Source organism: Pseudomonas putida group bacterium ESBL64 (assembly GCF_045277175.1).
GTDB lineage: Bacteria > Pseudomonadota > Gammaproteobacteria > Pseudomonadales > Pseudomonadaceae > Aquipseudomonas > Aquipseudomonas alloputida.
On record NZ_CP145799.1, the window covers coordinates 5,731,816 to 5,745,386 of the forward strand.

Annotated in this window: 12 protein-coding genes and 1 tRNA gene; 6 read left to right on the forward strand and 7 right to left on the reverse strand. The window is 62.9% G+C overall.

The annotated features are described in order from the left end of the window. Positions 1 to 34: 34 nt before the first annotated feature. Positions 35 to 111, reverse strand: a tRNA-Pro gene (locus V6093_RS25935). An 80-nt stretch (positions 112 to 191) separates the two neighbouring features. Continuing rightward, positions 192 to 413 carry a YgdI/YgdR family lipoprotein gene (locus V6093_RS25940; RefSeq protein ID WP_003248738.1) on the reverse strand — a complete coding sequence of 74 codons (222 nt, stop codon included), beginning with the start codon at positions 411 to 413 and terminating at the stop codon, positions 192 to 194. 187 nt (positions 414 to 600) lie between these two features. Here V6093_RS25940 and moaB point away from each other — a divergent pair, with 187 nt between their 5' ends. Both moaB and glp read left to right on the forward strand, forming a co-directional pair. Next, positions 601 to 1,140, forward strand: coding sequence for a molybdenum cofactor biosynthesis protein B (gene moaB, locus V6093_RS25945; RefSeq protein ID WP_003248741.1), 540 nt, complete (start codon positions 601 to 603; stop codon positions 1,138 to 1,140). Then, the gene (gene glp, locus V6093_RS25950; protein ID WP_003248742.1) at positions 1,124 to 2,350 is read left to right on the forward strand and encodes a gephyrin-like molybdotransferase Glp; all 1,227 of its coding nucleotides are present in this window, start codon (positions 1,124 to 1,126) and stop codon (positions 2,348 to 2,350) included. Before moaB ends, glp begins: the two co-directional genes overlap by 17 nt. Here the strand turns inward: glp and V6093_RS25955 are convergent. Further along, complete coding sequence (locus tag V6093_RS25955) at positions 2,339 to 3,586, reverse strand: glycosyltransferase family 4 protein (RefSeq protein ID WP_108079064.1); 1,248 nt, start codon at positions 3,584 to 3,586, stop codon at positions 2,339 to 2,341. The genes glp and V6093_RS25955 overlap by 12 nt on opposite strands. 256 nt (positions 3,587 to 3,842) lie before the next feature. On the opposite strand from V6093_RS25955, the gene yegS reads away from it, so the two are divergent. Beyond that, on the forward strand, positions 3,843 to 4,730 hold the full coding sequence (yegS, locus tag V6093_RS25960; protein WP_003248746.1) for a lipid kinase YegS: 888 nt from the start codon (positions 3,843 to 3,845) through the stop codon (positions 4,728 to 4,730). On the opposite strand, the gene V6093_RS25965 is transcribed toward yegS, so the two are convergent. The 3 genes from V6093_RS25965 to V6093_RS25975 form a co-directional block, all read right to left on the reverse strand. Further along, the gene (locus V6093_RS25965; RefSeq protein ID WP_014859337.1) at positions 4,714 to 5,373 is read right to left on the reverse strand and encodes a response regulator transcription factor; all 660 of its coding nucleotides are present in this window, start codon (positions 5,371 to 5,373) and stop codon (positions 4,714 to 4,716) included. The two genes, yegS and V6093_RS25965, sit on opposite strands and share 17 nt — an antisense overlap. After that, entirely contained in the window at positions 5,363 to 6,259 is an 897-nt protein-coding gene (locus V6093_RS25970; RefSeq protein WP_014859338.1) for a sensor histidine kinase, read from the reverse strand. Before V6093_RS25970 ends, V6093_RS25965 begins: the two co-directional genes overlap by 11 nt. Positions 6,260 to 6,625: 366 nt before the next feature. After that, on the reverse strand, positions 6,626 to 7,135 hold the full coding sequence (locus V6093_RS25975; protein ID WP_003248752.1) for a hypothetical protein: 510 nt from the start codon (positions 7,133 to 7,135) through the stop codon (positions 6,626 to 6,628). Positions 7,136 to 7,486: 351 nt separating this feature from the next. Between V6093_RS25975 and V6093_RS25980 the strand changes: the two genes are divergently transcribed. Together V6093_RS25980 and V6093_RS25985 are read left to right on the forward strand one after the other, a co-directional pair. Beyond that, a complete protein-coding gene (locus tag V6093_RS25980; protein WP_003248753.1) occupies positions 7,487 to 8,422 on the forward strand; it encodes a chemotaxis protein CheV in 936 nt (311 codons plus the stop codon). A gap of 55 nt (positions 8,423 to 8,477) precedes the next feature. Next, the gene (locus V6093_RS25985) at positions 8,478 to 9,281 is read left to right on the forward strand and encodes an MOSC domain-containing protein (protein WP_265979718.1); all 804 of its coding nucleotides are present in this window, start codon (positions 8,478 to 8,480) and stop codon (positions 9,279 to 9,281) included. 111 nt (positions 9,282 to 9,392) lie between these two features. Here V6093_RS25985 and V6093_RS25990 read toward each other — a convergent pair whose 3' ends face one another. Further along, positions 9,393 to 11,318: a transglycosylase SLT domain-containing protein gene (locus V6093_RS25990; protein WP_047604587.1), complete on the reverse strand. Its 1,926-nt coding sequence runs from the start codon at positions 11,316 to 11,318 to the stop codon at positions 9,393 to 9,395. A 220-nt stretch (positions 11,319 to 11,538) separates the two neighbouring features. Between V6093_RS25990 and V6093_RS25995 the strand changes: the two genes are divergently transcribed. Next, complete coding sequence (locus tag V6093_RS25995; RefSeq protein WP_003248759.1) at positions 11,539 to 13,467, forward strand: ATP-binding cassette domain-containing protein; 1,929 nt, start codon at positions 11,539 to 11,541, stop codon at positions 13,465 to 13,467. Positions 13,468 to 13,571 lie beyond the last annotated feature (104 nt).

Below are 13,571 nucleotides of genomic sequence, written 5' to 3' on the forward strand. Positions count from 1 at the left end.
AAGCCCGCGCAAGGCGGGCTTTTTGACAAGGATTTGGTCGGAGAGACAGGATTCGAACCTGCGGCCTTCTCGTCCCGAACGAGACGCGCTACCTGGCTGCGCTACACTCCGATGATCAAAATCCTACTGCATCCCGTTTTTGCCCGCAAGCCCTTGTTGTTTAAAGGGCCATGGCCTGAACGGGGCCTTGATCAGAGCTCTTTGACGGTGCGGATCTGGTCCTTGTTCAGGCGCGTGCGCTTGCCGTCGAGTTGCTCGAATTCATAGAAGCCAGAGTCTTCGTCGTAGGACGGTTTGTCGGTTGCCTGGATCTCCCGGCCATCGTTCAGGGTAATGACGGTTGGGGTCGAGCAGCCAGCAAGGGCGCCCAAACCCAAGGCAAGCAGGAAGGCGGGTAGGGTCCGTTTGATCATCGTGTTTCTCCAAGTGCGATGGTGCTAGATGACTTTTATGACGCAGGACGTTAGTGCAAGTTCACTCCAAGTGCAGCATAGCGATTAATTCGTTCTCTTGACCCAAGGCAAGGCTGAGGGGGGCAACGCTGGAAAAGGTGCGCTGTGATATAACTGCGTCCATCTCATCCTGTTGTGACGGACACCCATGAAAGCCAAGGCAGATACCCCCTTCGTGGCGCTAAGCATCGCCGTACTCACGGTCAGCGACACCCGTACCTTCGACACCGACACCTCTGGCCAGATGTTCGTCGACCGCCTGAGCGCCGCCGGTCACCGCCTTGCCGAGCGCGTGCTGCTCAAGGATGACCTGTACAAGATCCGAGCCCAGGTTGCCACCTGGATCGCCGATGACAGCGTGCAAGTGGTGCTGATTACCGGCGGTACCGGGTTTACTGGCCGCGACAGCACCCCCGAGGCGGTGGCCTGCCTGCTGGACAAGCAAGTGGACGGCTTTGGTGAGTTGTTCCGGCAGATTTCCGTGGCCGACATTGGCACCTCCACCGTGCAATCGCGAGCCTTGGCCGGGCTGGCCAACGGCACGCTGGTGTGCTGCCTGCCGGGCTCGACCAACGCTGTGCGCACCGGTTGGGATGGCATCCTTGCCGAGCAGCTTGATGCCCGTCATCGCCCGTGCAACTTCGTGGCGCACCTGAAGCAGGCAGCGGCCTGTGACAGCCGTGGCTGAGGTCAGCCAGGCCCGGCCGCTGATGCCGGTGGAACAGGCACTGGAGCAACTGCTGGCGCTGGCCGAAGCTGCACCGATCCGCGAGACCGAAAACCTGCCGCTGGCCGAAGCCGAAGGCCGCGTGCTGGCCACTGACCTGGTGGCCTCCCTCGACCTGCCGCCTTGGCCGAACAGCGCCATGGACGGTTATGCCTTGCGCCTGGCTGATTGGCAGGGCCAGCCGCTGCCGGTCAGCCAGCGTATTTTCGCCGGCCATGCGCCCCAGCCGCTGCAACCGGGTACCTGCGCACGGATCTTCACCGGCGCGCCTGTGCCGGAGGGGGCCGACTGCGTCGAGATGCAGGAAAACACCGAAGTACTCGAAGATGGCCGGGTGCGCTTTCTCGAAGCGTTGCGCACCGAGCAGAACATACGCCCTCAAGGTCAGGAGACCCGCAAGGGCGAGCAGGTGATGAGCGCCGGCACCCGCCTTGGGCCGATCGAACTGGGCCTGGCGGCGACCTTGGGGCATGGCCGTCTGGACGTGGTGCGCAAGGTAAAAGTGGCGGTGCTGTCCACCGGCGACGAACTGGTCGAGCCAGGCCTGCCGCTCGGGCCTGGGCAGATCTACAACAGCAACCGCAGGCTGCTGGTCAGCTGGTTGCAGCGGCTGGGTTGCGAAGTGGTCGATGCCGGCATCCTGCCGGATGACCTGGCCCGCACTCGCGCCTGCCTGGCTGAACTGGGTGGCGTAGACCTGATTCTGTCCACCGGAGGCGTCTCGGTGGGCGAGGCCGACTACCTCGGTGCCGCCCTGCGCGAGGCCGGCGAACTGGCGTTGTGGAAGCTGGCGATCAAACCGGGCAAGCCGCTGACCTTCGGCCACTTCCAGGGCGTGCCGGTGATTGGCTTGCCGGGCAACCCCGCCTCGACCTTGGTCACCTTCGGTCTGCTGACCAGGCCCTACCTGCTGCGTCGTCAGGGTGTGATTGACGTCACGCCGTTGCGGTTCGACATGCCGGCAGGGTTTGACTGGCCCAAGCCGGGTACGCGTCGCGAATACCTGCGCGCGCGCATCGAACAGGGCCGAGTGCGCATCTACAAGAACCAGAGCTCGGGTGTGCTGCGCAGCGCAGCCTGGGCGGAGGGCCTGGTGGAAGTGCGTGAAGGCAGCACGCCGAAGCAGGGCGACATCGTGCCATTCATCCCCTTCAGCGAGCTACTTGGCTGAGCGGCCCAGCCAGGCACTGGCCAGCGGCGCGGCCTCGGCCGGTGCCGCCTGGGTCAGGCGTATGTGCACATTCTCCAGTTGTTGGGCAGCCACGCTCCAGTCGTGGCGCTGGCGGGCAAACTGGCGCCCGGCGGCGCTCAACTGGCTCATGCGCCAGGGCTGATTGAGCAGCTGGGTGATCAGCAATGCCAGTTGATCACCGTCGTCACTGCCCAAGTAGTGTTCGCCGTTGTTCACGGTCAGGCCTGAAACGCCCTTGTCGGTGGTGATCACGGGTAAGCCGGCGGCCATCGCTTCGAGGATTTTCACCTTCGAGCCACCGGCATAGCGCAGGGGGGCAAAGAACAGGGCTGAACGTCGTTGCAGTTCACGCAGGTCGGGGCGGTAGCCAAACCATTCAATGCGTGGGTCGTTCCAGTGAAGCTTCCAGTTGGCCGGCATGGCGTGCCCGGCAATCGCCAGGCGCACCGCCGGGTTGCTCATCCACACCTTCGGCATGATGTCGTCCAGAGCCCATTCGATGGCCTCCAGATTGGCGCCATATTCGAAATTGCCGACGAACAACAGACGCTGGCTGTGCAGCGCAGGTTGCACCTGCTGGTAGAAATCACAGTCCACGCCGTTAACCACCACATTCACCGGGCGCCCACTGATCTGCGCGATCAGCTCGGCATCATGGGCGCTGACAGCCACCAGTTCGGTGGGCTGGCGCAGCACACGGTGCTCCCAGCGCCGGTAGCGCCAGCGGTCGAAGGCGTTGAGCGGGCGCAGCCACAGCGGCAGGCGATCGTGGCAGGCGCTGCCCATTACCGACTCCAGGGTGTGCTCACTAAGCATGTAGGGCAGCCTGCGAGCCTGCAGGGCTTTTTCGAACGGCTGGAAGCTGTAACTGTGCTCAATCTGGATCACGTCCCAGGGTTCGTCCAGCAGTTGCTCGAACCGGTGCCGCAGGCAAGGCGCCAGGCCATTGATGATTGCCCGCATGGGGTAGTCGATGATGGGTGAAGCCAGCAGGTTGAGTGGGCTGTGCAGCGGCCTGCGGGGTAGCACGATCAGGCGTTCGAGTAGGGGCTCAAGGGCCTCACGTGCTGCGTCGCAGAGAGGGATCTTCGACTGCACCAGCAGGGTAATCCGATGACCGCGCTGGGCCAGTGCGCGCAGCAGATGGTATTGCCGGGTCTTGTGGCCGCTGGTGGTCGGCCAAGGCAGGTAGGGCAGTGTCCAGAGAATGCGCATGACCCGAAGTCCTCGCGAAAGGCTGCAGATAGCAAAACGCGCCCGTTGGCAGCAGTGGGGGAGCCACTGCCGGGCGCGTCCATGGCAATAGGGGTATTTGCTGAGCATAGCCGGGATTGTCAGGTGTGGAAAAAATGACCGGCGACGTGACCAGTTGCAGGCCTGGCGCCGGCACACTGTTTTTTCCAGGGCATGCAACGATCCGGGTGGGCCAGTGGTCGAGATAGGGGGTGGTCCACTTTACGGAGACGCGCACATGCAAGGGCGCAAGGCAATGTTGGTGCTGCACGGCAAGCAGGCGATGAACGAAGACGTGCGCAGCGCCGTGCGCGACCTGCGCGATAGCGGCTGGGTGCTGGATGTACGGGTTACCTGGGAGGCGGGCGACGCCCAACGGCTGGTCGCCGAGGCACTGGCGGCGGGTTACAGCCATATCGTCGCCGGTGGCGGGGACGGCACGTTGCGGGATGTGGCCGAGGCCATGGGCTTGGCCGCTACCAACGCCAGCCTGACCTTGTTGCCATTGGGGACGGCCAACGATTTCGCCAAAGCCGCTGGCATCCCCCTGGAGCCAGCGTCGGCGCTGGCCTTGCTGAATATCGCGCCACAACCAATAGACTTGGGGCAGGCTGGCGATCAGTTGTTCCTCAACATGGCCACGGGTGGCTTTGGCAGCCAGGTCACCGCCAATACCTCCGAAGACCTCAAGAAAGTGCTGGGCGCTGCCGCCTACCTGTTCACCGGGTTATCCCGCTTCAGTGAGCTACAGGCGGCTTCGGTAGAGCTACAAGGGCCAGGCTTCCACTGGCAAGGGGATTTGCTGGCGCTGGGTATCGGCAATGGCCGACAGGCTGGGGGCGGGCAGGTGCTGTGCCCCGAAGCCATGGTCAACGACGGTTTGCTTGACGTCGCTATTCTGCCTGCACCACAGGAAGTGGTGGGGGCTCTGCGGGACCTGTTGGGCGGTGACGGCCTGTTCGTTCGGGCCAGGCTGCCATGGGTCGAGATCAAGAGTTCGCAAGGGTTGGACATCAACCTCGATGGCGAGCCGTTGCAAGCTGCCAACCTGCGCTTTCAGGCAAGGCCGGCGGCGTTGCACCTGCACCTGCCGGCCGGGTCACCGTTGCTCAGTCATCCAGGCTGATGATTTTTTCGCGTACGGCGAACAGCACCAAGCCGGCCACGTCGTGAATCTGCAGGCGCTTCATGATTTGTGAGCGGTGAGTTTCCACGGTCTTGATCGACAGGCCCAGGCCTGCCGCGATTTCCCGGGTGGACTTGCCGCGCACGATCAGGCGGAGGATCTCAAGCTGCCGTGAAGTCAGATTATGCCGTTCGCCAGCGCTTTGCTTGCCTAGTTTGGTGTGCCGCAGCGCCTGGTTGATGACGGTGTGGGCGATGGCCGGGCTGAGGTAGCGCTCACCGTGGCGTACGGCACCCAGCGCCTGTTCCAGCTCGGTGGCGCTGGTGTCCTTGAGCAGGTAGCCGTGGGCACCGCTTTCCAGGGCCCGCATGATCAGGTCCGGGTCGGTGTGCATGGACAGGATCAGCACTTTGCAGGTACTGCCGCTGGCCCGCAGTTGGGTGAGGGCGTCCAGGCCGCTGGTCGAACGCATGGAGATGTCCAGCAAGATGATGTCGGGTGTCAGTGTGCGTACCTGGTCGAGTAGCTGGCTGCCGTCGTCGGCTTCGCCGACCACGTCATAGCCGGGGATATCGCAGACCAGTGCGCGCACCCCGGCGCGGATCAGCGAGTGGTCATCTACCAGCAGTAGTCTACAGGTCATGGTTGGTAATACTCCTGGCGCGTTGCTGAGTGCGCGGGGACCACGGGAACATCGCTTCGATCTGTGTGCCTCGGCCAGGCTGACTGGTGATGTCGAGGCTGCCCTGCAGCGCGATTACCCGCTCCTGCATGCCGGCCAAGCCGCGCTGACCGGCCTCGGCCGGGTGCCGGGCAGGGGCGAAACCACGACCATCGTCGTGGATCGACAACGCCAGCCCCTCAGGGGTGCGTTGCAGGCGGATGACCAGGTTGTGTGCCTGGGCGTGGCGCAGCATGTTGGTCACTGCCTCCTGGGTAATACGGAACACCGCCATGGCCACGGCTTCGTCGATGCCGCCCAGGCGCTGGTTGCACGCCAGGCTCCAGTGCACGCCGCTGCTGGCCAGGGTGCGTACCAGGTGCGCGCGCAGGCTGGCCTCCAGGCCAAGGCTGGCCAACTGCCGGGGGTTGAGCAGCGCGGAAACATCGCGCACGTTACCGAGGGTGTCATCCAGCGTGCTGCGCAGGGCCTCGCAGTGCCCCTGCAAGTCTTCGGGCATGCGCCGTTGCAGCCACTGCAGTTGCAGCTTGGCAGCGGTGAGCAGTTGGCCGATGTCGTCGTGCAGTTCCCGGCTCAGATGCTGACGCTCGTCTTCTTGCACCTTGAGCATGCGCTCGGCCAGCTCGGCCGGGCGCAGGTGGATCGACCTGGCGCTCAGGCCCAGTTGTACAACAGCACCCAGCGTGGCGACCAACTGCAGCACCAGCAGGGTGGCCGGGATTGTCTGGTTGGCCAGGTACAGCGCCATGTTGGCAACCAGTGAGGCCACGCAAAGCCCGACCGTTGCCCAACGCAGCACGGCGGCGCGGGAGCAGCAATGCAAAGAAGTCTTCAAGCGTGGAAACATAGGTAGGGAGGCCACTGAAGTATTGCTGATGGAGGCCTTGCACAATGCTGGTCAGAGGCTTTGGCGCAGTACTTTCGATGTTTTTTCGAACACGCATTCTTGCTACCGTTGTTCCGGCAGCAAGCGTTTGTGGGGGCGCATATTATCACTTTGCATTGCATTGGTCGCGGCCGTGTAACGCGTTGAAACGCCTACTGGTCGGGCCTTTTCGGGTAGCAAAGTGCCACCCTTTAATCGCGCTGTACCCACTTGTGCTGTAACTAGCGCGGCAATGATTCAACGGCATGCACCGAAAGCCTGGTGAACTTTCCAAGTTCGACCATGGTCGGGTTTCAATCAAGTTGCTTAGTTGCACTTTGCGTCAGGTTAATGCATGCGATTAGAGCGGCTGGGGCGGTTGCCGGTTGCCACGTCACTGTGCGGGTGAATGCACGCGCTGCCTTCTTCATCGCAGGACGCGCAGGCTGGCGCAAAGGGTGCTTGTACGACTTTGGCCAATTCACCCAGCAGCACCAGTTGCTCGCCGATGTCCAGGTTCAGCCGCCCTGTACGGCTATCGACCAGCTCCAACTGCCAGGCCAGCAAGGTCAGGCATGCCCCTATGGCGGGTAGGGCTTCACGCTGCAGGCAACCACCGTGACAGGCCGGGGCGAGCAACTGTTGCAGGGCGGTGGTGTAGTGGGCAACTTCACGCAGGCCCAGGCGCGTAGCTTGACGGGCGATAGTGTCGAGGGTGTTGTTCAGGCAACTGCAGGCATCCGGGTCATTGTCTATAAGCTCCAGATGCTGCAGGCATTCCTGGGCCTGGGTCAGCAGTACCTGGGCATCCAGCAGGAAGCCCTGCAGGGCGTCATCGAACGATAAGGCAGTGTCCATCATCAAGTCCCCGCGCGTGGGGTAGGCGCAGGGGGCGGGCACGCCGAAACGATAGCTAGCAAAAGCCTGACTCCATTCATGCAATGAGAATGGCGTCACATTAATGGCTAAAGGATATCGCGAACATCAGGTTGCACCCGATTGCTGCTAAGGGTTTCCCTGATCAAGGGCTAGGGTAGGGAACTTTTGTCGTGCCCCTGATTTGCCCTGGCGTGTCGGCAGTAAAGCATGATGGTAAAGTGATATCAATTATCTGCGCGGCATTTTCCCGCAGGGGTCAAGGTGTGCGTGAAGCCGCCGATACAGGGTAGATGATTTCACCTTTTAAGACTCAAGCCTGGGGGCTTTCCAATGGCTGGCATTCTCGACACGGTAGACCAACGCACGCAACTGGTGGGTGAGAACCGCCTGGAAATTCTGATGTTTCGTCTGGCCGGTCGCCAGCTGTTCGCGATCAACGTGTTCAAGGTGCAGGAAGTACTGCAACTGCCCAAGCTGACCCTGATGCCCCAGCGCCACGCCTATGTCTGTGGTGTGGTCAACCTGCGTGGGCAGACCCTGCCGGTGATCGACCTGTCTCAGGCGATCGGTATGCGCCCGCTACAGCCGGGGCCGGACAGCACCATCATCGTCACCGAATACAACCGCTCGGTGCAGGCCTTCCTGGTGGGCGGTGTCGACCGCATCGTCAACATGAACTGGGAGTCGATCATGCCGCCGCCTTCCAGTGCCGGTCGCCAGCACTACCTGACTGCCATCACCAAGGTTGATGAGAAGCTGGTGGAAGTGATCGACGTGGAAAAGGTGCTGGCCGAAATCGTGCCCTACAACGCCCGGGTTTCTGGCGACAAACTCGCCGACCCAGTGCTGGCCCGGGCCCGCGGCCGCGAAGTGCTGCTGGTGGACGACTCCAGTGTGGCCTTGGCGCAATTGCGCGATACCCTGTCTCAGTTGGGCATGAAGCTGCACGTGGCCAGTGATGGCCTGAAGGCGCTGCGCATGCTCAAGGGCTGGGCCGACGCCGGCGAGGACGTGTGCGAAAAGCTGCTGATGGTGTTCACCGATGCAGAAATGCCGGAAATGGACGGCTATCGGCTGACCACCGAGATCCGCAGCGATGCCCGTCTGCGCCAGCTCTATGTGGTGCTGCACACTTCGCTGTCGGGCAGTTTCAACGAGTCCATGGTGAAGAAGGTGGGCTGTGACAACTTCCTTTCCAAGTTCCAGCCTGATCGCCTGGTCGATGTGGTCAAGCAGCGCCTGCTGCTGGATACCACCGCCGCGTGAACGTTGTGCCGGCCAGGTATAAGCTTGGCTTTTGGCATGAAGCGAGGCAGCAGGGATGTTTCTCAGTGAGTTGTATCGATACCCGGTGAAGTCGGGGCAGGCGCAAAGCCTGAAGGCATCACCGGTGGGGTTGCTGGGGTTGCAAGGCGACCGGCGCTGGATGGTGGTCGAGGAAGAAAACGGACGCTTCCTGACCCAGCGTGCCTGGCCACAACTTGGCCAGATCGACGCGAGCGATGACGACAGCGGCCAGTTGCTGCTGAAAGCCCCTGGACAGGCGCCGTTGCGGGTGCCTGTACCGCCTGCCGATGACGCTCTGCGCGGCGTGACGATCTGGCGCGATACCCTGCGTGTGCCGGACGCTGGCGATGCCGCAGCGGCCTGGTTGAGTAAGTTGCTGGGCAAAGCCGTACGCCTGGTGCATTGCCCGGAGCAGCGTGCGCGTTACCTGCCCAATGGTTACGGCTTCAACAGTGACCGTGCGGCGTTTCCGGATGGCTTCCCCTTGCTGCTGATTGGGCAGGGCTCGCTGGACGAGCTTAACCGGCGTATTGGCCGGCCCATGTCGATGCGGCGCTTTCGGCCCAACCTGGTGGTGCAGGGCGCGGAGCCGTTTGCCGAGGATGCCTGGAAGCGGATTCGCATCGGCAGCTTGGTGTTTCGCGTGCTCAAGCCCAGTGTGCGGTGCATCTTCACGACCATCGATCCGGCTACCGGGGAGCGCAGCGCTGACCGTGAGCCGATGGCTACGCTGAAGACTTTCCGCGAAAAAGAAGGCGACGTCCTGTTCGGCCAGAACCTGGCTGTGGATGGCAGTGGGTGGCTGGAGGTGGGGATGGAAGTAGAAATCCTGGAATAGGTGTGTTGCCTGTGCCGGCCTCTTCGCGGGTGAACCCGCTCCTACAACGACCGCGTAACCTTTGTAGGCGCGGGTTCACCCGCGAAGAGGCCGGTACAGGCTCAACAGCAATCACATGTCATCGAAATACCGTTCATGCCAATCCACCAGTGGCTGCGGTGAATTCAGCTTCTGCCCGTAGATCACCGAATACGACAGCACGTTCTGAACATACTGGCGTGTTTCGTCGAACGGGATCGACTCCACCCACACATCGAAGCTCAGGTGCTTGGCCCCTTTGAGCCACTGTCGCACGCGCCCGGGGCCGGCGTTGTAGGCTGCCGAAGCCAGCACCCGGTTGCCGTTGAACTGGCTGTGTACCTGGCTCAGGTAGGCCGCACCCAGCTGGATGTTCTTGTCCGGGTTCAGCACTTGCGCCGGTGAGGCCAGCGGGATGCTGAACTTGCGTGCGGTTTCTTTGGCCGTGGCCGGCATCAGTTGCATCAAGCCGCTGGCGCCCACGGGTGAGCGTGCGTCCTCCATAAAGGCGCTTTCCTGGCGAGTGATGGCGAATACCCAGCTCGAATGCAGGCCGCGAACCTTGGCTTCACGCACCAGCGTGTCGCGGTGGGCCATGGGAAAGCGGATGTCCAGGTCGTCCCAGTACTGGGCCTGGCTGATGGTGCGGATGGCTGGGAAGTACCAGCGCAGCTCATAACCCAGGCGTGCCTGCGCAACCATTTCGTCACGGGTGAAGTGGCGGCTGACGTGGTACCACTCACGGCGGCCGTCGACGATCTGACCGCGGGCGTGGAATTCCAGTGCGCGCTGGATGCCGGGCGTGTTGCGGACCTTCTTGACCAGTTGTGGGCTCAGCAGCAGCGGCTTGTTGTTCAGCTGGTAGGGTGTCTGTGCCCGATCGGCGGCGAGGAAGCCATAGAAGTCACGCTCACGCGCTGCGGTCTTGTAAAGCAGCGGGATCTGCGGGTTGCTTGGCTGTGCCAGCTCCAGGCTGCGAGCCTGCCAGTACTTCCAGCGGCTGGTGCTGGCCAGGTCCTGGGGAAGGCGTTTGGTCAGCTCGTAGGCGTCCTCCCAGCGGCCCAGGCGCAGCAGCAGGCGAAGGCGCCATTCGCTGACAGTGTTGTCACGCAGCTCGGGGTCATAGCGGGTCATCAGGTCGAGCGCGCGTGGGTCGTAGCGGCGTGCGAGGGTCAGGCCGATTTCGCGGGCGATGGCCACCTTTTCGTCACGCGAGAAGTGCATGCGCTGGGCGTAATCGTCGAGCAGCGCCATGGCCCGCTCCGGGTCCTGCCGGGCCAGGCGACGAAGGCCGAGGCTGACCACGTCGGACATGGCCTCGTTGACCGGGGTAAAGCGCGACGGCTGGTTGAGCAGCTCGGGCTTCTGCGCGACGTCGATCAGCAGGCGCCCCTGCGGGCCGAGGGTGGTCAGGGTCTTGACCAGGGTGTTGGCCAGGCCGTAGTTGCGCGCCTGGGCGGCCAGCTTGGTGCGTTCCCAGCGCTTGGCCTCGGTCAGTTGGCCTTCGGCTGCCCACATGCCGAACAGCGTGTCGCAGGCGGCAGGTTGCGATTTGCCGACGCTCCACAGCTTGTCGGCGGTGGCGTAACCTTCGGCGCGCAGGCCGTGGCTGAGCTGGTATTGGCCGTTGAGGCAGTCCAGTTCGGTGAAGTTGAGCTTGGGGTCGTAGTACTTGACGAAGGTATCCCACTCGCCGCGTTCTGCCAGCCAGCGCAACCAGCGCAGTTTCATCCAGTTGGCCTGGGGCAGGTCGCCATGCTTGGCAAGGAAGCCTTCGATTTCCTGGTTGCTGGCACTCTTCAGGCGGGCGGTGAGTTCGTCGTAGACCAGGTAGGGCGTCAGCGGGTAGTCGCTCAAGGCCTGGGCATAGCGCAGGTACGGGCCTTTGTCGCCTTTGGCCAGTGCTCGCTTGGCCTCGTCATAGTACTGGCGTTGCAGGGTCAGGTCGGTGGCCTGCGCTGCGCAGGTGGCAGCGGTAAGCAGCAGGCAGGATGCGATATGTAACAGGCGGCTGCGCATGATACGTCCGGGCAGTTGAACCATGGGAAGTGTCGGCGGAGCCAGCACTATTGAAAGCTATTGCCTTAGCTTAGCTGTTTGCCGGCGGTGGGTGAAAGCACTGTGCTTGTATCGGGATATTAAGTTCGACCAGATGTCGCCAGGTGCTCACCGGTTGGCCTGGCGGATGCCGTCGAAGGCCAAGTCAGGTAGAATGCGCGCCCGATTTATGGAGACGAACATGACCCTGCTCAAATTCAGCGATGTGTCCCTCGCATTCGGCGCCATGCCGCTGCTGGACAAAGTGTCCTGGCAGATCGCTCGTGGCGAGCGGGTGTGCATCATCGGCCGCAACGGCACCGGCAAGTCGAGCATGCTGCGCCTGGTCAAGGGCGAGCAGAAGGGCGACGACGGTGAAATCTGGCGTGCGCCTGGCCTGAAGATCGGTGAGTTGCCACAGGAGCTGCCGGTGGCCGACGAGCGCACGGTGTTCGACGTGGTAGCCGCTGGTCTGGACGGCGTGGGCGAATTGCTGGCGCAGTTCCACCACCTGAGCATGAACATCCAGGGCGATGAAGACCTGGAAAAACTCATGCACGTCCAGCACGAGCTGGAGGCCCGCGACGGCTGGCGCCTGCAACAGGTGGTGGAAAGCACACTCAGCCGCCTGCAGCTGCCGGCCGACAAGACCCTGGCCGAGCTGTCCGGTGGCTGGCGCCGCCGCGTACTGCTGGCCCAGGCGCTGGTGTCCGAGCCCGACCTGCTGCTGCTCGACGAACCGACCAACCACCTGGACATCGGTGCCATCGCCTGGCTCGAAGAGGCCCTGCGTGGCTTCAACGGCGCGGTATTGTTCATCACCCACGACCGTTCGTTCCTGCAGAACCTGGCCACCCGTATCCTCGAACTGGACCGCGGCGGCCTGATCGACTGGAACGGTGACTACGCCAGCTTCCTGGTGCACAAGGAGGCCGCACTGGCCGCCGAAGAAACCGCCAACGCGCTGTTCGACAAGCGCCTGGCCCAGGAAGAAGTGTGGATCCGCCAGGGTATCAAGGCCCGCCGTACCCGCAACGAAGGCCGCGTGCGTGCACTGAAGGCCCTGCGTGTGGAGCGTGGCGAGCGCCGTGAACGACAGGGCAAGGCCAACATCCAGATCGAAGCCGCGGACAAATCCGGCAAGCAGGTGATGGTGCTGGAAAATGTCAGCTTCCATCACGCGGACGGCCCCCTGCTGGTCAAGGACTTTTCCATGGTCCTGCAGCGGCAGGATCGCATCGGTCTGCTGGGCGCAAACGGCACTGGCAAGACCACGTTGCTCAAGATGATGCTGGGCGACCTTGAGCCCACTGCGGGCAAAGTGGAGCGCGGCACCAAGCTTGAGGTGGCCTATTTCGACCAGATGCGCCACCAGCTCGACCTGGAAAAGACCGTAATCGACAACCTGGCCGAAGGCCGTGATTTCATCGAGATCGATGGCCAGAACCGCCACGTGCTGAGCTACCTGGGCGACTTCCTGTTCAGCCCCCAGCGCGCGCGTACGCCGGTCAAGGCGTTGTCGGGTGGTGAGCGTGCACGGTTGCTGCTGGCCAAGCTGTTCAGCAAGCCGGCCAACCTGCTGGTACTCGACGAACCGACCAACGACCTGGACGTGGAAACCCTCGAGCTGCTGGAAGAGGTGCTGTCCAACTACAAGGGCACCGTGCTGATGGTCAGCCACGACCGGGCCTTCCTCGACAACGTCGTGACCAGCACCCTGGTGTTCGAAGGCGAGGGCAAGGTGCGTGAGTATGTGGGCGGTTACGAGGACTGGATTCGCCAGGGCGGCTCGCCGAAGCTGCTGGGTGTGACCGAGAGCAAGGGCGGTAAGTCTGCGCTCAACAGCGCGGTAGTGGAGAAGGTCGAGGCCAAGCCTGAGCCTGTTGCGGCGCCGGTGGTGGAAGACGCTTCGAAGAAGAAGCTGAGCTACAAGCTGCAGCGTGAGCTGGAGATGCTGCCGGGGCAGATTGATGAGCTGGAGCAGCGTATGGCTGAAGCCCAGGAAGAAGTGAATGCGGCGGGCTTCTATCAGCGGCCGATTGCAGAAACTTCGGCGGTGCTGGCACGGATCGAGAAGCTGCAGGGCGAGCTGGATGTATTGGTGGAGCGCTGGGCTGAGCTGGAAGGCTGATGGGCGTTAGCCTGTTCCGGCCGCTTCGCGGGTAAAGCCGCACCTGCAGGGATTGCCATACCCTTGCAGGCGCGGACTGGCCCGCGAAGAGGCGGGTTCAGGTC

Bases quoted from the DNA above. Each gene is read 5' to 3' on its own strand.
- moaB (WP_003248741.1), top strand. From the start codon at position 601: ATGAAAGCCAAGGCAGATACCCCCTTCGTGGCGCTAAGCATCGCCGTA.
- V6093_RS25965 (WP_014859337.1), bottom strand. From the start codon at position 5,373: ATGACCTGTAGACTACTGCTGGTAGATGACCACTCGCTGATCCGCGCC.
- yegS (WP_003248746.1), top strand. From the start codon at position 3,843: ATGCAAGGGCGCAAGGCAATGTTGGTGCTGCACGGCAAGCAGGCGATG.
- V6093_RS25995 (WP_003248759.1), top strand. From the start codon at position 11,539: ATGACCCTGCTCAAATTCAGCGATGTGTCCCTCGCATTCGGCGCCATG.
- V6093_RS25975 (WP_003248752.1), bottom strand. From the start codon at position 7,135: ATGGACACTGCCTTATCGTTCGATGACGCCCTGCAGGGCTTCCTGCTG.
- V6093_RS25940 (WP_003248738.1), bottom strand. From the start codon at position 413: ATGATCAAACGGACCCTACCCGCCTTCCTGCTTGCCTTGGGTTTGGGC.
- V6093_RS25980 (WP_003248753.1), top strand. From the start codon at position 7,487: ATGGCTGGCATTCTCGACACGGTAGACCAACGCACGCAACTGGTGGGT.
- V6093_RS25990 (WP_047604587.1), bottom strand. From the start codon at position 11,318: ATGCGCAGCCGCCTGTTACATATCGCATCCTGCCTGCTGCTTACCGCT.
- V6093_RS25955 (WP_108079064.1), bottom strand. From the start codon at position 3,586: ATGCGCATTCTCTGGACACTGCCCTACCTGCCTTGGCCGACCACCAGC.
- V6093_RS25970 (WP_014859338.1), bottom strand. From the start codon at position 6,259: ATGTTTCCACGCTTGAAGACTTCTTTGCATTGCTGCTCCCGCGCCGCC.
- V6093_RS25985 (WP_265979718.1), top strand. From the start codon at position 8,478: ATGTTTCTCAGTGAGTTGTATCGATACCCGGTGAAGTCGGGGCAGGCG.